This window comes from Flavobacterium sp. KMS (assembly GCF_000813005.1).
Taxonomy (GTDB): domain Bacteria; phylum Bacteroidota; class Bacteroidia; order Flavobacteriales; family Flavobacteriaceae; genus Flavobacterium.
This window is the reverse complement of record NZ_JSYP01000019.1, coordinates 155,336-176,058: the sequence shown is the minus strand read 5'-3', so window position 1 is coordinate 176,058 and position 20,723 is coordinate 155,336. Positions and strand designations below refer to the sequence as shown.

General features: G+C 32.4%; 20 protein-coding genes. 11 read left to right on the top strand and 9 right to left on the bottom strand.

Annotated elements, in window-relative coordinates; all coding sequences use genetic code 11:
• Positions 1-69 precede the first annotated feature (69 nt).
• The gene (gene mazG, locus OA93_RS18255; RefSeq protein WP_039115099.1) at positions 70-840 is read left to right on the top strand and encodes a nucleoside triphosphate pyrophosphohydrolase; all 771 of its coding nucleotides are present in this window, start codon (positions 70-72) and stop codon (positions 838-840) included.
• On the opposite strand, the gene OA93_RS18250 is transcribed toward mazG, so the two are convergent.
• A complete protein-coding gene (locus tag OA93_RS18250) occupies positions 841-1,521 on the bottom strand; it encodes a Crp/Fnr family transcriptional regulator (RefSeq protein WP_039115097.1) in 681 nt (226 codons plus the stop codon). It lies immediately after the preceding gene.
• Positions 1,522-1,725: 204 nt separating this feature from the next.
• Here OA93_RS18250 and OA93_RS18245 point away from each other — a divergent pair, with 204 nt between their 5' ends.
• From OA93_RS18245 to OA93_RS18215, 8 genes are all read left to right on the top strand, one after another.
• A complete protein-coding gene (locus OA93_RS18245) occupies positions 1,726-4,107 on the top strand; it encodes a heavy metal translocating P-type ATPase metal-binding domain-containing protein (RefSeq protein WP_039115095.1) in 2,382 nt (793 codons plus the stop codon).
• Between the two features lie 118 nt (positions 4,108-4,225).
• Positions 4,226-4,417, top strand: coding sequence for a cbb3-type cytochrome oxidase assembly protein CcoS (gene ccoS / locus OA93_RS18240; RefSeq protein ID WP_039115094.1), 192 nt, complete (start codon positions 4,226-4,228; stop codon positions 4,415-4,417).
• Positions 4,418-4,420: 3 nt separating this feature from the next.
• Positions 4,421-6,607 carry a cytochrome-c oxidase, cbb3-type subunit I gene (gene ccoN, locus OA93_RS18235; RefSeq protein WP_039115092.1) on the top strand — a complete coding sequence of 729 codons (2,187 nt, stop codon included), beginning with the start codon at positions 4,421-4,423 and terminating at the stop codon, positions 6,605-6,607.
• Positions 6,608-6,614: 7 nt separating this feature from the next.
• Positions 6,615-6,785, top strand: a complete 171-nt coding sequence (locus OA93_RS24520) for a cbb3-type cytochrome c oxidase subunit 3 (RefSeq protein ID WP_082001838.1) — start codon at positions 6,615-6,617, stop codon at positions 6,783-6,785.
• Between the two features lie 27 nt (positions 6,786-6,812).
• A complete protein-coding gene (locus OA93_RS18230) occupies positions 6,813-7,754 on the top strand; it encodes a cbb3-type cytochrome c oxidase N-terminal domain-containing protein (RefSeq protein WP_039115091.1) in 942 nt (313 codons plus the stop codon).
• 4 nt (positions 7,755-7,758) lie between these two features.
• Entirely contained in the window at positions 7,759-9,177 is a 1,419-nt protein-coding gene (gene ccoG / locus OA93_RS18225) for a cytochrome c oxidase accessory protein CcoG (RefSeq protein ID WP_039115089.1), read from the top strand.
• 12 nt (positions 9,178-9,189) lie between these two features.
• On the top strand, positions 9,190-9,639 hold the full coding sequence (locus OA93_RS18220; protein ID WP_039115087.1) for a FixH family protein: 450 nt from the start codon (positions 9,190-9,192) through the stop codon (positions 9,637-9,639).
• A 36-nt stretch (positions 9,640-9,675) separates the two neighbouring features.
• On the top strand, positions 9,676-10,377 hold the full coding sequence (locus tag OA93_RS18215; protein ID WP_039115084.1) for a sulfite exporter TauE/SafE family protein: 702 nt from the start codon (positions 9,676-9,678) through the stop codon (positions 10,375-10,377).
• 13 nt (positions 10,378-10,390) lie between these two features.
• Here OA93_RS18215 and hemN read toward each other — a convergent pair whose 3' ends face one another.
• The 6 genes from hemN to lpxD form a co-directional block, all read right to left on the bottom strand.
• The gene (gene hemN, locus OA93_RS18210) at positions 10,391-11,755 is read right to left on the bottom strand and encodes an oxygen-independent coproporphyrinogen III oxidase (RefSeq protein WP_039115082.1); all 1,365 of its coding nucleotides are present in this window, start codon (positions 11,753-11,755) and stop codon (positions 10,391-10,393) included.
• Between the two features lie 118 nt (positions 11,756-11,873).
• Positions 11,874-12,347, bottom strand: coding sequence for a hypothetical protein (locus OA93_RS18205; protein ID WP_039115078.1), 474 nt, complete (start codon positions 12,345-12,347; stop codon positions 11,874-11,876).
• 115 nt (positions 12,348-12,462) lie between these two features.
• Entirely contained in the window at positions 12,463-12,816 is a 354-nt protein-coding gene (locus OA93_RS18200) for a hypothetical protein (protein WP_039115077.1), read from the bottom strand.
• Between the two features lie 89 nt (positions 12,817-12,905).
• Positions 12,906-13,328: a DoxX family protein gene (locus tag OA93_RS18195; protein ID WP_035621274.1), complete on the bottom strand. Its 423-nt coding sequence runs from the start codon at positions 13,326-13,328 to the stop codon at positions 12,906-12,908.
• 116 nt (positions 13,329-13,444) lie between these two features.
• Positions 13,445-15,073, bottom strand: a complete 1,629-nt coding sequence (locus OA93_RS18190; RefSeq protein ID WP_039115071.1) for a carboxyl transferase domain-containing protein — start codon at positions 15,071-15,073, stop codon at positions 13,445-13,447.
• 168 nt (positions 15,074-15,241) lie between these two features.
• Positions 15,242-16,240, bottom strand: coding sequence for a UDP-3-O-(3-hydroxymyristoyl)glucosamine N-acyltransferase (lpxD, locus tag OA93_RS18185; protein ID WP_039115069.1), 999 nt, complete (start codon positions 16,238-16,240; stop codon positions 15,242-15,244).
• A 332-nt stretch (positions 16,241-16,572) separates the two neighbouring features.
• On the opposite strand from lpxD, the gene OA93_RS18180 reads away from it, so the two are divergent.
• The gene (locus OA93_RS18180; RefSeq protein WP_039115068.1) at positions 16,573-17,481 is read left to right on the top strand and encodes a phospholipase A; all 909 of its coding nucleotides are present in this window, start codon (positions 16,573-16,575) and stop codon (positions 17,479-17,481) included.
• A gap of 48 nt (positions 17,482-17,529) precedes the next feature.
• Here the strand turns inward: OA93_RS18180 and prfB are convergent.
• A protein-coding gene (gene prfB, locus OA93_RS18175; RefSeq protein ID WP_117615852.1) for a peptide chain release factor 2 occupies positions 17,530-18,631 on the bottom strand; the annotation gives its coding sequence in 2 pieces (ribosomal slippage) (positions 17,530-18,567 and positions 18,569-18,631; 1,101 coding nt in all).
• Between the two features lie 439 nt (positions 18,632-19,070).
• Between prfB and OA93_RS18170 the strand changes: the two genes are divergently transcribed.
• Complete coding sequence (locus OA93_RS18170; RefSeq protein ID WP_039115063.1) at positions 19,071-20,090, top strand: GntG family PLP-dependent aldolase; 1,020 nt, start codon at positions 19,071-19,073, stop codon at positions 20,088-20,090.
• Between the two features lie 197 nt (positions 20,091-20,287).
• On the opposite strand, the gene OA93_RS18165 is transcribed toward OA93_RS18170, so the two are convergent.
• Positions 20,288-20,608 (bottom strand): YbaB/EbfC family nucleoid-associated protein, encoded by a 321-nt coding sequence (locus OA93_RS18165; protein WP_039115062.1) that lies wholly within the window; start codon positions 20,606-20,608, stop codon positions 20,288-20,290.
• Between the last annotated feature and the right edge of the window lie 115 nt (positions 20,609-20,723).

The window sequence follows — 20,723 nt, the reverse complement described above, 5'->3', positions numbered from 1 at the left end:
TGAGATGATTTCTTGACAGGATTTTTTACTTTTACATGAATTCGTTACCAACTTAAAATTACTTCAAAAATGAGTAAAGAACTGCAATTACAAGCCTTCGAGAGATTATTAAATATAATGGATGATTTGCGTGAAAAATGTCCTTGGGACATGAAGCAGACTCTACAAAGTTTACGCCATCTTACTATTGAAGAAACATATGAACTAGGTGATGCAATTCTGGATAATGACTTGAATGAAGTAAAAAAAGAATTAGGAGATTTGTTGTTGCACATTGTTTTTTATGCCAAAATAGGTAGCGAAACAAATGATTTTGATATGGCAGATGTGTGTAATGAAATTTGCGAAAAGCTTATTCATCGTCATCCTCATATTTATAGCGATACAGTTGTAAAAGATGAAGAAGAAGTAAAGCAAAATTGGGAAAAACTTAAGTTAAAAGAAGGTAAAAAATCTGTTTTAGAAGGTGTTCCAAGAAGTTTGCCAGCATTAGTTAAAGCAAGCAGAATACAAGATAAAGTAAAAGGAGTAGGCTTTGATTGGGAAGAACCGCACCAAGTTTGGGATAAAGTACAAGAAGAATTACAGGAGCTACAAGTAGAAGTAGAGGCTGGAAATCAAGATAAAATTGAAGCTGAGTTCGGAGATGTATTATTCTCTATGATTAATTATGCCCGATTTTTAAATGTAAATCCCGAAGATGCACTAGAACGCACCAATAAAAAATTTATAAAACGTTTTCAATACCTTGAAAGCAAAGCAGGAGAATTAGGAAAGCCATTAATGGACATGACTTTGGCAGAAATGGATGTTTTTTGGAACGAAGCAAAGAAGCTTTAGTTATTCGGCCATTTTCTTTAAGGCACTAATATTTTTAAGAACAATTTTCTTTCCAACTAATTCAATAACTTTTAGTTTATTAAAGTCAGATAATAGTCTGATGCAGCTTTCTGTAGCAGTACCAATCATACTTGCTAGTTCATCTCTGGAAAGTTGAATTTGTAACGTGTTGTCTTTGTTCTCGCCAAATGTGTCATGTAAGTATAATAACGTTTCGGCTAAACGAGATTTAACGGTTTTTTGGGCTAATGAAACCGTATGATTGTCTGATTCTTTTAAATCATCACAAATTGTTTTCATCACATTCATAGAAAACTGATTGTTTTGATTAAAGAAATTGATGATTTCTGTTTTAGGAATAAAACATACTTCCATGTCATCTAAGGCTTTAGCGCTTAAATTAGCAGGTTCATTACTAATCATAGAGCGTTGTCCTAAAAGTTCTCCAGATTTTACAAGCTTTACAATTTGATCTTTACCATTGGCACTTAGCTTAGAAAGTTTACCTACACCATCTTTTACACAGAAAACACCATTAGTAACTTCGCCTTCTTCAAAAATAGAATCACCTTTCTTAATAGTATAAGTAGTTTTACTATTAGCTAATTTTATAACTTCATCTTTGTTTAAAGCTTTTAACGAAGTAAGTTGTCTTACGATACATTGGTCACATTTATTCATAGCAAAGTTATTTGTTTGCAAAATTAGGTATAATTATGTTTTTTTTATCTTATTTTTTATAATAATAACAGAAATATGATTTCTATAAGTTTATTCCCAATTTATTTTATTAAATTTAAAAATGTAATTTAGAGGCTATGATAATTGTCATGTTTTTTAACTAGGCTGTTTGTGACCTTTGCAAAAGCATAAAATGGTTAAATTATGAGTGTACAAAATTGTTTTCATTGCGGTTTGATTATTCCAAAAAATGAAGTAATTGTTTTTGATGAAAAAGAATTTTGTTGCAGCGGATGTAAGACAGTTTATGAGATTTTCAGTCTTAATGACCTAACTTGTTATTATGATTTCGAAAAATCTCCAGGAGCAACACCACAAGATATTCAGGGCAAATATGATTTTCTGGATAATGAAAGTATTCAGGTAAAGTTATTAGAATTCCAAGAGGATACAACAGCTATTGTCTCGCTAAATATTCCACATATTCATTGTAGTTCTTGTATTTGGATTTTAGAAAATTTAAATCGTCTAAAACCAGGAATTAGTGCTTCTCAGGTTAATTTTCCTGAAAAGAAAGTTAGAATTACTTATAATCCAGAAAAAATTAGCCTTAAAGATATTGCTTATACCTTAAGTTCAATAGGATATGAGCCATATATAAGTTTAGAAAACTATGAAGCTGGAAAAAATAATGTAGACAGAAGTTTGACATATAAATTAGGTGTCGCTTTTTTCTGTTTTGGGAACATTATGTTACTTTCTTTCCCAGAATATTTTGAAGTAAAAGAGTTTTGGCTAGATAATTATAAACCCTTCTTTCGTTGGTTGATATTAATTCTGGCAATGCCAAGCTTTTTATATTCAGCAAGTGGCTATTATGTTTCAGCTTATAAAAGTATCAAAAGTAAAATGCTGAATATCGATATTCCTATCGCTTTAGGAATTATTGTTATGTTTATTCGAAGCACTTTTGATATTATCATGGACTACGGAGGTGGTTTTTTTGATAGTTTAACAGGATTGATTTTCTTTATGTTATTAGGGAAAATGTTTCAGATTAAAACCTATAGTTTTTTAAGCTTCGAAAGAGATTTTAAGTCTTATTTTCCTATTGCAGTAACCCGAATAAATCCTAATACTAAAGAGGAAAGTATTCCTATTTATGATATTGATAAAGGGGATCGATTATTAATTAGAAATCAAGAATTAATTCCTGTAGATGGAATCTTGATAAGTGATAAAGCCGAAATAGATTATAGTTTTGTAACTGGTGAGGCAGTTCCTATTACCAAAAAATCAGGAGATAAGGTTTTTGCAGGAGGAAAGCAAATAGGTAAAGTAATAGAGATGGAAGTATTGCATACTGTTTCTCAGAGTTACTTGACACAATTGTGGGGAAATGATATTTTCCAGAAAGATGTCCAGCAAAAACACAAGACGATAACCGATACTATAAGTCGTTATTTTACTCCAATTTTATTGTTGATCGCTTTTGCAGGTTTTGGTTATTGGATATTTATAGACGCTAATACAGCTTTTAATGTTTTTACGGCGGTACTTATTGTAGCATGTCCATGTGCACTGGCATTGACGGCACCATTTACATTTGGTAATATCTTAAGGATTTTAGGAAAACAGAAATTTTACTTAAAAAATGCTTTAGTCATCGAACAGCTTGCTAAAGTTGATACTCTAGTTTTTGATAAAACAGGAACTATTACAACTAATAAAAAATCGAATATTACATACGAAGGAGAAAAACTTTCTGATGTAAACCTTGTAATGCTTAAAAATGTACTTCGAGCTTCAAACCACCCTTTGAGCCGAATGTTATATGAGTTTCTGCCTGAATCAAGCCGAATAAAATTGGATGATTTTAAAGAAATAACAGGAAAAGGAATCTTGGCGGAAATCGAAAATCATCAATTTCAGATTGGATCATTTTCTTTTGTTGCAAATCAAGAAGAAAACTCAATTCAGCAAACATCACTTCATATTAAAATTGATGGAGTTTATTACGGTAAATATATTTTTAATAACCAATATCGAGAAGGGTTAGGGGACTTATTTAAAGAACTAAGTCTTAATTATAAAATCAAAGTATTATCGGGTGATAATGATGGGGAGCGAGAAACTTTAGAAAGTCTTTTACCTAAAGGAACAGAGCTTGTTTTTAATCAAAAACCGGAACAAAAACTAAACTTTATTAAAGAACTGCAAGACCAGGGGCATAATGTAATGATGGTTGGTGACGGATTAAACGATGCGGGAGCATTAGCACAAAGTAATGTAGGAATATCTATTTCAGAGAATGTAAATGTTTTTTCTCCTGCTTGTGATGCAATTCTGGACGCAACCGAATTCCAGCGTTTAAATTATTTTTTAAAACTCTCCAAGAATGCTATTAAAATCATTAAGATGAGTTTTGTTTTGTCACTACTTTATAATGTTGTAGGACTTTCTTTCGCTATTACAGGTAATTTATTGCCTCTGGTGGCGGCTATTATAATGCCCTTGAGTACTATTACAATAGTGAGTTTTGTAACATTAGCATCTAACTATTTCAGCAAGAGTAGTTTAAAATGATTATAAATAATTCAAAGGTTATTTTTTCATAAATTTAACATAACTAGCTAAGGTATGATAAATGTCATATTTTAAAAGAATGTATAAAAGTAATTTTGTTTAACAAATTTCTTAAGTTATGAGCGTAATTTACTTATTAATCTCAGTTAGTATCATCATTGCCATTGGTTTTTTTATAGCATTCGTAATAGCTGTAAAATCAGGACAGTATGATGATGATTACACTCCTTCCGTTCGAATGCTTTTTGATGATGAAATCAAAAAAACTCCCAATAATAAAATAAAAACAACCACAGAAAAACAAATCTAGATTATGGAAATGCAACAATTTTATTACGACAACAAAATTGTAAAGAAATTCATTTATGCTACCATTCTTTTTGGTGTAGTAGGGATGCTGGTCGGTCTTACATTGGCCGTTATGTACCTCTTTCCTAATATTACCGACGGAATCTCATGGTTAAGCTATGGACGATTAAGACCTTTACACACCAACGCAGTTATTTTTGCCTTTGTAGGGAACGCGTTTTTTGCAGGAATGTATTATTCTTTGCAGCGACTCTTAAAAGCCAGAATGTTCAGTGACTTTTTAAGTAATGTACATTTTTGGGGATGGCAATTAATTATTGTAGCGGCAGCAATTTCATTGCCTTTAGGTTATACATCATCTAAAGAATATGCCGAATTAGAGTGGCCAATAGATATTGCTATTACTTTAATTTGGGTTGTAATGGGTATCAACATGATTGGTACAATTTTACGTCGTAGAGAGCGCCATTTATATGTTGCAATTTGGTTCTATCTAGCCACATTTGTTACTGTTGCAGTATTACATATTTTTAATAATATAGAGATACCGGTTTCAGCAATGAAAAGTTATTCTGTTTACGCAGGAGTTCAGGATGCTTTAGTGCAGTGGTGGTATGGTCATAATGCAGTTGCATTCTTTTTAACAACTCCGTTCTTAGGTTTAATGTATTACTTTGTACCTAAAATAGCTAACCGTCCAGTATATTCTTATAGACTATCGATTATACATTTCTGGTCATTAATTTTTATATACATCTGGGCTGGTCCTCACCATTTATTATATTCAGCGTTACCAAACTGGGCGCAAAATTTAGGAGTTGCTTTCTCTATTATGTTGCTTGCTCCATCTTGGGGAGGTATGATAAACGGACTTTTAACATTAAGAGGTGCGTGGGACAAGGTTCGTGAAGACCCAGTTTTAAAATTCTTTGTTGTTGCAATTACAGGTTATGGTATGGCAACTTTTGAAGGCCCAATGCTTTCGTTTAAAAAATTTAATGCTATTGCGCATTATACAGACTGGATTATTGCTCACGTACACGTTGGAGCATTAGCATGGAATGGTTTTATGACTTTTGGTATGATTTATTGGTTGATACCAAGAATGACAAAAAGTACTTTATTTTCTAAAAAATTGGCCAACTTCCATTTCTGGATTGGTACGCTGGGAATCATTTTATATACAGTTCCAATGTATTTTGCTGGTTTTCAACAAGCTTCGATGTGGAGACAATTTAATCCAGATGGAACTTTAACTTACGGAAACTTCCTGGAAACAGTTACAGCGATTATGCCATTATATTGGATGAGAGCTATTGGAGGTACTTTATATCTTGTAGGGATGTTTGTATTGGTTTACAACATAATTCAAACAATACGTGTAGGTAACCCAATTGAAGATGAATTGGCAGAAGCACCAGCATTAGAAAGAATTAGCAGTAGTAGAGTTCGTGGAGAAAAATTCCACTCATGGTTAGAAAGAAAACCTATCCAGTTAACAATTTTGGCTACAATTGCTATTTTAATTGGAGGAATTATTCAAATCGTACCTACGATTATGGTAAAATCAAATATTCCTACGATTACAAGTGTAAAACCATATTCACCATTAGAGTTAGAAGGTCGTGATATATACATTCGTGAAGGATGTGTTGGGTGTCACTCACAATCAGTACGTCCGTTCAGAGCTGAAGTAGAACGTTATGGACCACAATCTAAAGCGGGAGAATTTGTATACGATCATCCATTCTTGTGGGGATCTAAACGTACAGGACCAGATTTATTAAGAGTAGGTGGTAAGTATAATGATAACTGGCACTTTAATCACTTCTGGAATCCACAAAGTATATCGACAGGTTCAATCATGCCAGGATACAAATGGTTGTTTGATAATAAGCCAATGGATATTTCATTAACACAAAAGAAAATGGAAGTAATGGTTCAACTAGGAGTTCCATATTCTGCTGAAGAAGTAGCAAATGCTCAAAAATTATTGAGAGCACAAGCTTTAAAAATCGAAAAGAATTTAGAAAACGATCCAGACTATGTTGCTAGTTATGCAGATAGTAAGAAAAAAGCTGAGGCAAAAGGAGAGAAATTCATTCCGATGAATGAGAGAGAAATCGTAGCGCTTATTGCTTACATGCAAAGATTAGGAACAGATATCAAAGTAAAAGAGACTTCAAAATAGAGAAATTATGTTCGAACAAGTAAAACACAACTTAGAAACTATTGCGGGCGTACAGATCTTCCCAATACTTTCCTTACTAATATTTTTTATCTTTTTTGTTTGCCTGGGAATTTGGGTGTTTTCATACAAGAAAGAAAAGATCGAAGAAATGAGTCATATACCATTAGACGAAAATTAAATTGTAGAATTAAAAATAATATATAAAATGAAAAAATTAATTCCAGTATATGTACGATTACCACTAATTTTCTTCATCGTTTTTGGTGCAATGGAATATTTTATAGACTCAGGCGATAGGCCAGCATTTATAAAATACCCAATGGTTTCTGTCTTCTTGTTTGTATTTCTTTTTCTTTTAATAGCAATAGAAATTACTGTAAGTGCAATAGATAGCATAACATATAGTTTGCTAACAGATGAGCAAAAGGCTAAGCTAGAAATTGATAGTAATTTGAGCTTAAAAGAAAGAGCCTGGTATAAAAATTTGATGCAAAAATTAACAAAGACAGAACCGATGGAAACGGAAGGGACTTTGTTATTGAATCACGATTATGATGGTATCAAAGAGTTAGATAATAACTTACCGCCATGGTGGATTTATTTATTCTACATCACTATTATTTTTGCTGTAGTTTATATGGCACGTTACGAGTTGTTTGGTGGAGATAACCAAGAAATGGAGTTGAAAAAGGAAATGGCTCAAGCCAAGATAGATGTTGATGAGTATCTTAAAACTGCTCCGGATTTAATGGATGAGAAAACGGTTACCTTGCTAACAGATGCTGCTGATATTGCTGCAGGAAAAGAAATATTCACAACCAATTGTGCTGCTTGTCACAGAGCTGATGGAGGAGGGCAAATTGGACCAAACTTAACCGATGATCATTGGATTTTAGGGGGAGGAATAAAAGAAATTTTCCATACGGTAACCAATGGAGGTCGTGACGGAAAAGGGATGATAGCATGGAAAGGAACGTTAAAACCAAAAGAGATACAAAAAGTATCGAGTTACATCTTATCCTTAAAAGGTAGTAATCCTAAAGATCCGAAAGAACCAGAAGGAGATATTTGGATAGATAAAGATGCACCCAAAACAGACGCAGCAGTAGTTGCAACACAAACAGACACTACACAAGTTAAAAAATAATACAATGTCAAATTTGCCAGACGAAGCTTTTAGAGATACCATTGGAACGATTGATGAAGGAGGTAACAGAAAATTTATTTTTCCTAAAAAACCGTCTGGTAGGTTTTACGAATACAGGAAATGGGTTAGTTATGTTTTACTAGCTATTTTAGTTGCAAATCCATTTATAAAAGTAAATGGAAATCAATTTATGATGTTCAATATATTAGAACGTCGTTTTAATATATTTGGATTCCCTTTTTGGCCTCAGGATTTTTACCTTTTTGTAATTTCGATGCTGGTGGGTATCGTATTTATACTATTGTTCACGGTTGTATTCGGACGTATTTTCTGCGGATGGATTTGCCCACAAACTATTTTTCTAGAACTCGTTTTCCGTCGAATCGAATATTGGATTGATGGAGATAGAGGAGCTCAAACCCGATTAGCAAAACAAGAGTGGAATGGAGAGAAGATTAGAAAGCGCTTAATAAAATGGTTCATCTTTTTTGTGATTTCTTTTTTAATAGCCAATGTTTTCTTAGCTTATTTGGTGGGAAGTGATCAGTTATTTTTAATGATTGAGGAAGGGCCAATAAAACAATCAAGTAACTTCATAGCTTTATTACTTTTTACAGCAGTTTTCTATTTTGTATTTGTATGGTTTCGTGAGCAAGTATGTATTATAGCTTGTCCATACGGAAGATTACAAGGTGTGCTTTTGGATAATAAATCCATTAATGTTGCTTATGATTTTGTACGAGGAGAAAAAGAATTAGGTAGAGCTAAATATAATAAACAAGAAGATAGAGTAGCAACAGGAAAAGGAGATTGTATCGACTGTAAGCAATGTGTGCATGTTTGTCCAATGGGAATCGATATAAGAAACGGAACTCAATTAGAATGTACTAATTGTACTGCTTGTATTGATGAATGTGATACCATAATGGAAAATGTTGGTTTACCAAAAGGACTTATTCGATATGCATCTGAAGATGAAATAGAGAAAAAAGAACCTTTTAAGTTTACTGCAAGAATGAAAGGTTATACAGCAGTATTGATTATCTTGCTTGGAATTTTTGTTGGAATGCTATTTTTAAGAAATGATGTTCAAGCTATAGTTTTACGTTTGCCAGGACAACTTTTTCAACATAAAGGAGATAAGATAAGTAATATTTATACGTACAAAATAGTCAATAAAACAATGAATGATTTTACAGACATTCATTTTGGTTTAATTGATCAAAAGGGAACTATAAAAAACGTTGGAAATCAAAAATTTAAAGTTTCAAAACAAGGGATATCACAAGGAACTCTCTTTATAGAAATTGATAAAGTACTTTTAGAGGGCGACAAAACCAAGGTTCAAATAGGAGTTTATAATGGAGATAAGTTAATCGAAACAACATCAACAAACTTTTTAGGGCCACGAAGTTTTAATTAAAAAAACAATATTATGAAAATTAACTGGGGAACAGCAATTGTAATTGCATTCGGATTGTTTATGACTTTCATTTTATACTTTGTTTTTAAAGTACAATCAGATAGTAAATATGACAATGATTTGGTTGTAGAAGAGTATTATAAGCATGATTCACATTTTGGAGAAGAAATGGAGCGTGTTCAAAATGCGCATGATTTAAAACAAAAACCAACAATTATTACGATGAAAGATGGGATTAAAATTGTTTTTCCAAATACTTTTGAAAGTAAAAATATTAAAGGGGAAGTACTAATGTTCCGCCCATCAAATAAAAAACTAGATTTTAATACAGCAATAGCCTTAACAAATTCTGAATTATTGATTCCTCAAAAGAAATTGATAAAAGGACGTTGGGATGTTAATATGGAATGGCAATATAATGGTAAACAGTATTTAACCAAAGAAGTTGTTTATATTAACTAAAAAGGTTTTTGCATAATTATCTAAATATAGAAAACAATGCTCTATTCTGCTTTTATATTCGGTTTAATCAGTAGTTTTCATTGTATTGGTATGTGTGGTCCTATTGCTATGATGTTGCCAGTAGATAAGCATAATCAAGCAAAAAAAGCACTACAGGTTACAGTTTACCACTTAGGAAGATTAACTGCATATGGAACGATAGGATTAGTTTTTGGATTATTAGGAAAAGGTTTTTTCCTGGCAGGAATTCAGCAAAAACTATCTATTCTTATCGGTGTGATTATGATAATAGTAGTTTTAACACCCGAAAACATATTTGCAAGATATAATTTTTCAAAACCTGTTTACAGACTTATCTCAAGAATAAAGTCGAACCTAGGAAAACATTTTAGAAACAAAAGTTACAAATCTCTTTTTATTATAGGAATGCTGAATGGTTTTTTACCATGCGGAATGGTATATGTGGCTTTATTTGGTGCGATTGCAATGCAAAGTGCCGAGTTTGGTGTTCTATATATGGTTTTGTTTGGACTAGGAACAGTTCCTTTAATGACCAGTGTAGTATATTTTAATTCCTTTTTAACGCAATCTACTCGAAATAAATTCCAAAAAGTAATTCCTTATGTTGCTATTTTTATTGGGGTATTGTTTATTTTAAGAGGATTAGGATTGGGGATTCCATATCTTTCTCCATCTAATATGAGCTTATTTATACAAGAAACTCCTAATTGTCATTAGGAGTTTTTTTTTATTAAATAGTCATTGAGAATAAACTTGTTTCAGGAGCTTTTCTTTTTAAATGTAAATCAAAAGCCATGCAGATATTGCGTACAAAAGGTTTACCAGCTTCAGTAACCTTTATTGTTTCATTTGCAATAGTAAGTAATCCATCATTTTCCATTTCTTTTAACTGAATTAGAATTTCAGGTATTTCTTTAAAGTAATTACTTTCTTCGCTCCATGTTGTTTCAAAATTGCACATCAAGTTTAAGATGTGTTTTCTAATAATAAGATCCTCTTCGGTTAGTATATGCCCTTTTACAATAGGAAGTTTGTCCCATTCTAATAATTGATAGTAGTCTTCTATGCTTTTTACATTTTGAGCAAAACTATACCAGCTATCGCTTATAGATGAAACTCCCAAGCCAATCATCAATTGCGTTTTAGACGCACTATATCCCATAAAATTACGATGTAATTTACCGTCTTTAAAAGCAGTATATAAATGGTCAGATTTTAGGGCAAAATGATCCATACCAATTTCATGATATTCGTTTTTATATAATAATTGTTTTCCAATTTCATATAATTTTCTTTTTTCGGCATCTTTAGGAACGTTTTCATCACTAAATCCTCTTTGTCCGTTACCCTTAATCCAAGGAACATGGGCATAGCTATAAAAAGCAAGACGGTCAGGTTGTAACGAATTTGTTTTTTCTATTGTGTCAATTATGTCTTCAACTTTCTGAAAAGGTAAACCAAAAATTAAATCATGACTTATAGATGTATAACCAATTTCTTTAGCCCAAAAAGTTACTTTGGCAACATTATGAAAAGACTGCTCGCGATGAATTGCTTTTTGTACTTTTTGAGAATAGTCCTGAACACCATAGCTAACTCTTCGGAAACCTAAATTATAAAGCTTTTGTAAATGCTCATAAGTTGTATTGTTAGGATGACCTTCAAAGCTAAATTCGTGTTCTTTGGCTTTATCAGCATAAGAAAAAATACCGTTTATTAAATCTTCAAGATTCTTAGGGGAGAAGAAAGTAGGTGTTCCGCCCCCCAGATGAATCTCTTTTATTATTGGCCTTTCGTTAAGAAGTTTGCAGTATATACTCCATTCTTTAATTACTGCTTCTATATATGGATTCTCTACATCATGATTTTTTGTAATTCGCTTATTGCAACCACAAAAAGTACACATGCTTTCGCAAAAAGGCAAATGAATATATAGACTAATTCCGTCTTTTTGATTGCTTTCGGCAAATGATCTCTGTAGAGATTCAATCCAAAGTTGATAAGTAAAATCATTTTCATTCCAATATGGAACCGTTGGATAGCTAGTGTATCTTGGTCCTGGAACATTATATTTTTGTATCAACGAATTTTTCATAGCACATTATTTAAGCGAAATCAAAATTAATTAGAATACAAAGAGATTAAAATGATAATTATCATAATGTAATCCAAAAAAAAGAGGCTCATGACGAACCTCTTTAGCGAATTAAGAACTAACTAGAAATACAATCTTGGATGATTTGCACCCATTTTTTACCTAATTGTTGATCTTCATGCAAGCAAACTTGCCTTATTTGATCGTCTTCAATGTTGTAAAATGGAATTACAATTTTTTGTCCTGATATCTTGTCTTGAAACTCAAAATCAACTTTTACGATAGTATCGTCTACTTCGGTAGTAGGAACTAATCGACAAGATTTTACATGATTTAAATCTATAAATGAAGCTTCTTCTTTTCCTTTATTAAAGTTCATTACTAAAAAGCCTTTGTTTTTTTTATCTATAGTTAGAATTCTTTTGTTTTGTGATTCTGTTAAATCAAAATCAAAAGCTCCATTTAGGCTATGCTTTTCTTTTATTGCTTTGATTTTTGCTTTGTTTAACGAATTAGAACGTAAAGAAAAATAAAGAGGTAATAGTGTGATTATGGCAAGTGCGATGCCTATTATAGTTACAGATGTATCCATTATTGTTTGTATTTAAGATTTAATTATATAACATGAAATAATAAACCGAATGCAGATTGCAAACCGGTTTTAGTAGAAGAAACTAATCTTCTATAGCTAGAATCATGTGATTAAATCACCAGAAATAATGGAAAGGGTAGAGCAATATTGAAATCTTTTTGCTCTGATTTAAAGTTTGATTTGCAAAATTGGATATACTTCTTTGAATTTTGCAATCTGGGATTACAATTAAAAAAGTATCAAACCATTTGTTAAGAGTAGGACTCGGATAGTTTGTTTTTACATCGGCTACAACATGAAATCCTGCTTGAGGTTGTATAAAAGCTGAAGTATGGATGCTATCGTGAGTAAAGTTTGAATCTGTTTTTTGAGGCTGAATTACGTCAATAGCAACTTTGTCTGCATTATAAGCAGATAAAAAGAGCATTAAAAGCCCAACAAATACGATGGTCTTACGAATCCAATTCATGCTGCAAACTTAATTCATAAAAGGCAATTTATATGCCCTTTTAAGAAAAAAAACGCATAACATAAGACAAATGTTGTTGTTTTAATGTGTTATTGTTGCATTTTAAAATAATAATCGGCAGAATGTTTTCCACTGCCGTAAAAAAAGAAAAATAAACAAACTATAAAGACACAAATTGCTAATAGTAAATTTTGAGAATGCATTTCGCCCATAAAATTTACTAAAATTGCTCCTAATAAGATTGGTAATTGTGCACCAATTGCCCATCGGGTAAGCAATCCAAAAACAATCATGATACCTCCAATCATGTGTGCTGGTGCTATGTAATGTAAAAGGAACATTCCGCCACCAAATTTATCAATTGGAGATATTAAATCATGTAAGTATTGGATGTTTGTTACGAAGAAAACACCTTTCATAAATAAAAATACACCCAAAGCAATACGTAATAAATCTACAGGTAAATAAGTGTGCGCATTTGCCCATTTATTTAAATTTTTTACATTTTCCATGATATTATGTTATTTAAAATAATAGTACTAAGTTACTAATTTTTAACGACATAGTTATTTCTTGGACTGCAAAATTGATTTGGGTAATTTTATCTTTTCTAAGAATTTAGATGTGTTTATACCTGAATAACGCCTAGATTAAATGGTTTTAAAATAGGAGCGTGGTTCGCTGCTTCAATCCCCATAGAAATCCATGTTCGGGTATCTAGAGGGTCGATAATAGCATCTGTCCATAATCGGGAAGCTGCATAATATGGAGAAACTTGTTCATCGTAACGCGCTTTTATTTTTGCAAATAATTCAGCTTCTTTGGCTTCGTCTACAATTTCTCCTTTTGATTTTAAAGAAGAAGCTTCGATTTGTGCCAATACTTTTGCTGCTTGAGTTCCGCCCATTACTGCTAGTTCCGCACTTGGCCATGCAAATATTAGTCTTGGATCGTAGGCTTTACCACACATAGCATAGTTTCCTGCACCATATGAATTACCAACGATAACGGTAAATTTTGGTACTACCGAATTACTTACGGCATTTACCATTTTGGCACCATCTTTTATAATTCCTCCATGTTCAGATTTAGATCCTACCATGAAACCAGTAACATCTTGTACAAAAACTAGTGGAATTTTTTTCTGATTACAATTAGCAATAAAACGAGTTGCTTTATCTGCGCTATCTGAGTAGATAACCCCACCAAATTGCATTTCGCCTTTGGCTGTTTTTACTACTTTTCTTTGATTGGCTACAATTCCTACTGCCCAACCATCTATTCGGGCATAACCAGTAATTAATGATTGACCGTAACCTTCTTTATAGGCTTCAAATTCCGAATTATCAACCATACGCTTGATGATTTCCATCATATCGTATTGCTCATTTCGGGCTTTTGGCAGAATACCATAAATTTCTTTTGGATCTAAAGCTGGTTTTTCAGCTTTAATACGGTTGTAACCCGCTTTATCATAATCACCAATTTTATCTACAATATTTTTTATTTTATCTAATGCGTCTTTATCATCTTTGGCTTTATAATCCGTAACACCCGAAATTTCGCAATGTGTTGTTGCACCTCCTAAAGTTTCGTTGTCTATAGTTTCTCCAATAGCTGCTTTTACCAAATAACTTCCTGCAAGAAATATGCTTCCTGTTTTATCTACAATCAATGCTTCATCGCTCATGATTGGCAAATAAGCTCCACCAGCTACACAACTACCCATTACAGCAGCGATTTGAGTTATACCCATGCTACTCATTATGGCATTGTTTCTAAAAATACGTCCGAAATGCTCTTTGTCTGGAAAGATTTCATCTTGCAACGGCAAATAAACTCCAGCACTATCTACAAGATATATGATAGGTAATCTGTTTTCCATTGCTATTTCTTGTGCGCGTAGATTTTTTTTGGCAGTAATAGGAAACCAGGCACCAGCTTTTACAGTAGCATCATTGGCAACAACTACACATTGTTTTCCTCGTACATAACCTATTTTTACAACAACACCGCCAGAAGGGCAACCACCGTGTTCTGCATACATTCCTTCTCCAACAAAACCTCCGATTTCTATATTTTTTGAATTTTCATCAAGTAAATAATTAATTCGCTCTCTTGCTGTCATTTTACCTTCGGCATGAAGTTTTTCGATGCGTTTTTCGCCACCACCTAATTTTACTTTGGCAAATTTTTGTTTTAGTTCAGAAAGTAAGAGTTTATTGTGATCTTCGTTTTTATTGAAGTTTAAATCCATAATAATATAGTTTTTTAACAAAATAGTGTGTGCTAATTTACGAAATCGATCGAAATAAACAGTATAATTAATTTGTTTTAAAAAATGTAACTGTAAAGTGTTCAGAAACAGTTATAAACAAAAAAACAGAAGCGAACTTCTGTTTTTTTATATATGAGGAATATTGTTTTATTTTTTAGAATCGCAAACTAATCGTTTTAAGATTGCCCATTGTTTTAAAGCATCACGAGCTTCTACAGCAGGATATCCTAACATAGTTTTGCCAGCAGGGATATCTCCAGTAACTCCAGATCCTGCACCAACAATTGCGCCATCTCCAATAGTTGTATGGTCTTTTATCGAAGCACTACCACCAATGATAACTCCGTTTCCTAGTGTTACAGATCCGGCTAAACCACTATTTCCAGCCATGATACAAAACTTACCTAGTTTACTATTATGACCAATTTGAACTAAATTATCAATTTTACAGCCATCTCCAAGAACTGTAGAACTAAATTTTCCGCGGTCAACACATGAATTTGCTCCAATCTCAACTCCGTTTCCTATAATTACATTTCCGATTTGCGGAATTTTCACCAAACCTTTTTCACTACATGGACGAAATCCGAAACCATCGGCTCCAATAGTTGCATTAGGATGTATGATACAATCATTACCAATATGACAACGCTCACGAATTACTGTTCCTGACCAAATAATAGTATTTTTTCCGATTGTAGATTCATCAAGAATAGTCACATTTGGGTAAATAGTTACATTATCAGCTAGTTTTACTTTTGGGCCTATGTAACATCCTGCACCAATACGAACGCCTTCGCCAATAATTGCAGACTCATCTACAACTGCTCTTACATGGATGTTATTATGAAATATAGGTGTAGGTGGGGCAAAAAGAGCTAAGATTTGTGACATTGCCAAATCTGCATTCTTTACTTTTATAAATGCACGGTTTTCTCCTGGTTCTATCGAGATATCTTCATTAACAACAGCTACACTTGCTTTGGAGTCTTGCCAGTGTTTTTCGTATTTTTTATTTCCAATGAACGAAATTTCGGTATTGGTGGCTTTGTCTAATTGTTCAGTTGCGGTAATGTTCTGTGAAGTATTACCATAAATAACACCATTAATTACTTCATTCAGCTCTTGGATAGAATAGGATTTCATTTATTGTTATATAGTTTTAGGGGGTTAGCGGTATTTTTTGCCAAATAAAATCAATTAGTATTTAATTACCTAATTATATTTTGATGTATTTTAATAAAAAGATATAATAACAATTCTATTATTATAAAAACGTTATTAAATCTATTAAATTGTTAACAGTTTTTTGATTTGCTAACTTTAATAGTTATTTTTTTGTTTATCTAGCGATTAGTACTGATATATGGGAAATGGTAGATAAATAAGAGCACAAATAATATAAGATTTTAATGTAAAAATATAAGAGTAACGGTTTTTTAAGCAGTATTTTTATGATAAAATTTAACTAAACATTCATGAAATTATTTTCTATTAAAAACATACTTTTTTTCCTGTTATTTAATTCCTTATTTGCTTATTCTCAGGTTAAAGACTTATTTAGTAAGCCTAATAAACTTCATACAATATCCGAGAGATGGGAGTTAACTCCTGAGTCATCTAACGGAACATTTTTAATAACGCCATATAAGTCTATTTATATTTTGCCTGCTAATTGGTATAGTTCGCCAAATGAGCAACCATACTCAGGAAATGGTAAGCCCGAATATGTTGCACCACCAGGAACGAACTATAATAATATTGAAACTAAATTTCAGCTTAGTTTTAAAACAAAAATATTTCACAATCTGCTTTTTGGAAAAGGCGATTTATGGGTTGGATATACACAAGCATCACAATGGCAGATTTATAATGAGAGTTTGTCAAGGCCATTTAGAGAAATTAATTATGAGCCTGAAGTTATTTTTAATTACCCACTTAACTTTAATGTTTTAGGCTTTAACATGCGAATGGCTGGTGTTGCATTTAATCATGAATCAAATGGTAAAGGTTTGCCTTTTTCCAGAAGTTGGAACAGGATTATATTTCATTTAGGATTTGACCGTGATAATTGGAGTGTTTATGTGAGGCCTTGGCTAAGGCTTCGTTCAGAAAAAGATGATAACCCGGATATTGCTCAATATATAGGTCGTGGAGATATAAATATTATTTATACTAACAATAAGAGCATTTTTACTTTTACAGGAAGTAATAATTTAAATTTTGATAGAAATAGGGGGAATGCGGCATTCTCGTGGTCATATCCAATTGCGGGAAATTTAAAAGGATTTCTTTTGGTTTCGCATGGATACGGAGAAACTCTAATTGACTATAATAATTTGCAAACTACAGTAGGCGTTGGTGTTTCTTTAGTTGGGCCACTTTAGTAAAAGAAAAACCCAGCATGAAATGCTGGGTTAACTATTTGTTTGAGATTAAGATTCTTCTTCTTTTTGTCCCATCATCATTAAGAATGCTTTAAGGAAAGGGTCGATTTCACCATTCATTACGCCATCAACATCACTGGTTTCATAACCTGTACGAACATCTTTGACTAATTTATAAGGTTGCATCACATAGTTTCTAATTTGTGATCCCCATTCTATCTTCATTTTTCCAGCTTCGATATCGGCACGTTGTGCTTGCTGTTTCTTTAATTCGATTTCGTATAACTGAGATCGTAACATTTGCATGGCACGTTGTCTGTTGTCTTGTTGAGATCTTGTTTCAGAACATTGAATTTGGATTCCTGTTGGTTTATGAACCAACTGTACTTTAGTTTCAACCTTATTTACGTTTTGTCCTCCTGCACCACTAGAGCGAGATGTTGTAATTTCGATATCAGCAGGATTAATATCAATTTCGATACTATCATCGACAAGCGGATAAACATAAACGGATGCAAATGAGGTATGGCGTTTGGCATTACTATCAAAAGGGGAGATTCGAACTAAACGGTGTACGCCGTTTTCTCCTTTTAAATAACCAAAAGAATAATCTCCTTCAAACTCTAGGGTAACGGTTTTGATACCCGCGACCTCACCAGCCTGAAAGTTAAGTTCTTTTATTTTGTAGCCATAACTTTCACCCCACATCATATACATACGCATAAGCATTCCTGCCCAATCGCAACTTTCGGTTCCTCCAGCACCAGCAGTAATTTGTACTACAGCACTTAAGCTATCACCTTCGTCTGAAAGCATGTTTTTAAACTCGATATTTTCAATATGTAGTTGCGCAGCTTTATAATGCTCATCTAATTCTTCAGCCGAAAGTCCTCCTTCTCTGTAAAAATCATAGGCAATTTGCAACTCATCAGTAAGTTCGATGGCTTTGTTATAATCTTCAATCCATTTTTTCTTGTTTCTTAGATTTTTTACAATAACCTCGGCTTCTTTTGCATTGTTCCAGAAATCAGGTGCAAAAGTTTTTTCTTCTTCGTTGGCGATTTCAATTAATTTGGCATCAACGTCAAAGATACCTCCTCAACGCACCAAGGCGCTCCACAATACCTTTTATTTGTTCGGTAGTTGTCATAAATTAATAGTAGTTTTATATTTTATAAATAGTACGCTAATTCGGTTTTATGTTACTTATAGATTAGATTTTACAGAAAAGTGTTTTAAAAAAAAACTATTAGTAAATACGTAATTATGCTGGACAAAAATAAGATATAGTTTTTAGAATATGGAAATAAATTTCATTGGAGAAAAAAGAATACTAAAAGTTTATATTATAGCGTAATAGCACAAATAATAATGGAAAATATAACTTACGTGAATATGTTTTTTAAAATTAGTTAGCCGATTTTAAAATTTATTTAAAACTATTAATGTGTGTTTATATGTTTTTTATAAATAATACGTTAATTTGGTTCTGATGTTATTTACAAGTTAAATTTTACTAAAACTTGCTTAAAATAACTATTAGTAATACGTAATTTTGTTGTGTAAAATTAAGATACAGTTTTTAGAATATGGAAATAAATTTAATTAGCGATACCATTACCAAACCTAGTATTGAAATGTTGCAATACATGTTCAATGCTAAAGTAGGAGATGATGTTTACAAGCAAGACCCGACGGTTATTGAACTTGAAGCTGGAGTAGCAGAAATGTTCGGTATGGAAGCAGGGTTATTTTTTCCATCTGGAACCATGGCAAATCAAACCGCAATAAAATTACATACACAACCAGGAGAGCAATTAATTGCCGATAAATATGCACACGTTTTTCATTATGAAGGAGGAGGAGCTTCGTTTAATAGCGGTGTTTCTTGTTGTTTATTAGATGGACATCGTGGTATGATTACTGCCGAGCAGGTTGCAGCAGCAATTAATGACCCTGAGTTTTATCATAGTCCATTAACGAGTTTGGTATGTGTAGAGAATACTACTAATAAAGGTGGAGGGGCATGTTATGAACTTGAAGATTTAAGGAAGATAAAACAAGTTTGTGATGCTAATAATTTGAAATTCCACTTAGATGGAGCCAGAATTTGGAATGCTTTAGTTGCAAAAAGACAAGATCCAAAAGAATTTGGAAAAATATTCGATACCATTTCGGTTTGTTTCTCAAAAGGATTGGGTGCTCCAATTGGTTCTATGTTATTAGGAACTAAAGCCGATATAAAAAGAGCATTAAGAATCCGAAAAATGTTGGGAGGAGGAATGCGTCAGGTTGGTTATTTGGCGGCAGCTGCAATTTTTTCCTTAGAAAATAACTTAGAAAGATTAGCAGAAGATCATAGAAGAGCCAAAGAAATCGAAGCGGTTTTGTTAACAAAACATTGGGTTGCTTCAGTAGAACCTGTAGAGACAAATATTTTAATTTTCTCATTGCAGCCGAACTTCAGTGATCAGCTTTTGATAGAAAAATTAAAACAAAAAAATATTTCGATAAGTTCAATGGGTAACGGAAAACTTAGGATTGTTACGCATCTTGATTATAGACAAGTAATGCATACATATGTTTTAGAAACGCTTCAGAAGTTTTAGAAAAGGTTTTTTTTAAAAGGTACAGAGAAACAAAGGTTCAGAGGTTCAAAGTTTACTAATTGGTGTAAAATATTTGAGTCTCTGAATTTTTTTATCTATTCTGTTAAGTTTTAAAAGTCTTAGAAATAAAAAAGGTTCAAAGTTTACTAATGATGTAAAACCTTTGAACCTTTGTAGCTTTTTTTAACCTTTGTACCTTACTTAAACAAATCATCCATTCCAGGAATCATTGGCATATCCATTTTTGCGACAGCATCAAGCTCGGTTTGGTTAACATCTGTAGCTTTTTCTATTGCTTTATTTAATGTTACAATCAGGTAATCTTCTAATTGCTCTTTATCTTCTAATAAAGAATCAGCAATTGTAATTGATTTTATTTTTCGGTTAGCTGTCAAAGTAACTTTTAATAATCCATCAGCACTTTGTTCGTCTATTAAAACCGTATCTAATCGTTTCTTTGTATCTTCAATTTTTTGTTGGGTTTCTTTAAGTTTTCCCATCATTCCCATTAAATCCATTTTCGGTTGTTTTTAAATTATGGAACGAAATTACTAATTCAAATTTAAATTCAAGTGTTAATTAGATAAAAAAGCATTTAGTTACCCGTTCGTTTATGTTATTTTTGTACTTTCA

Bases quoted from the DNA above. Each gene is read 5' to 3' on its own strand.
- OA93_RS18245 (WP_039115095.1), top strand. From the start codon at position 1,726: ATGAGTGTACAAAATTGTTTTCATTGCGGTTTGATTATTCCAAAAAAT.
- OA93_RS18215 (WP_039115084.1), top strand. From the start codon at position 9,676: ATGCTCTATTCTGCTTTTATATTCGGTTTAATCAGTAGTTTTCATTGT.
- OA93_RS18195 (WP_035621274.1), bottom strand. From the start codon at position 13,328: ATGGAAAATGTAAAAAATTTAAATAAATGGGCAAATGCGCACACTTAT.
- OA93_RS24520 (WP_082001838.1), top strand. From the start codon at position 6,615: ATGTTCGAACAAGTAAAACACAACTTAGAAACTATTGCGGGCGTACAG.
- hemN (WP_039115082.1), bottom strand. From the start codon at position 11,755: ATGAAAAATTCGTTGATACAAAAATATAATGTTCCAGGACCAAGATAC.
- OA93_RS18180 (WP_039115068.1), top strand. From the start codon at position 16,573: ATGAAATTATTTTCTATTAAAAACATACTTTTTTTCCTGTTATTTAAT.
- ccoS (WP_039115094.1), top strand. From the start codon at position 4,226: ATGAGCGTAATTTACTTATTAATCTCAGTTAGTATCATCATTGCCATT.
- lpxD (WP_039115069.1), bottom strand. From the start codon at position 16,240: ATGAAATCCTATTCTATCCAAGAGCTGAATGAAGTAATTAATGGTGTT.
- OA93_RS18170 (WP_039115063.1), top strand. From the start codon at position 19,071: ATGGAAATAAATTTAATTAGCGATACCATTACCAAACCTAGTATTGAA.
- OA93_RS18200 (WP_039115077.1), bottom strand. From the start codon at position 12,816: ATGAATTGGATTCGTAAGACCATCGTATTTGTTGGGCTTTTAATGCTC.
- OA93_RS18230 (WP_039115091.1), top strand. From the start codon at position 6,813: ATGAAAAAATTAATTCCAGTATATGTACGATTACCACTAATTTTCTTC.
- OA93_RS18220 (WP_039115087.1), top strand. From the start codon at position 9,190: ATGAAAATTAACTGGGGAACAGCAATTGTAATTGCATTCGGATTGTTT.
- OA93_RS18165 (WP_039115062.1), bottom strand. From the start codon at position 20,608: ATGGATTTAATGGGAATGATGGGAAAACTTAAAGAAACCCAACAAAAA.
- mazG (WP_039115099.1), top strand. From the start codon at position 70: ATGAGTAAAGAACTGCAATTACAAGCCTTCGAGAGATTATTAAATATA.
- OA93_RS18190 (WP_039115071.1), bottom strand. From the start codon at position 15,073: ATGGATTTAAACTTCAATAAAAACGAAGATCACAATAAACTCTTACTT.
- ccoG (WP_039115089.1), top strand. From the start codon at position 7,759: ATGTCAAATTTGCCAGACGAAGCTTTTAGAGATACCATTGGAACGATT.
- OA93_RS18205 (WP_039115078.1), bottom strand. From the start codon at position 12,347: ATGGATACATCTGTAACTATAATAGGCATCGCACTTGCCATAATCACA.
- OA93_RS18250 (WP_039115097.1), bottom strand. From the start codon at position 1,521: ATGAATAAATGTGACCAATGTATCGTAAGACAACTTACTTCGTTAAAA.
- ccoN (WP_039115092.1), top strand. From the start codon at position 4,421: ATGGAAATGCAACAATTTTATTACGACAACAAAATTGTAAAGAAATTC.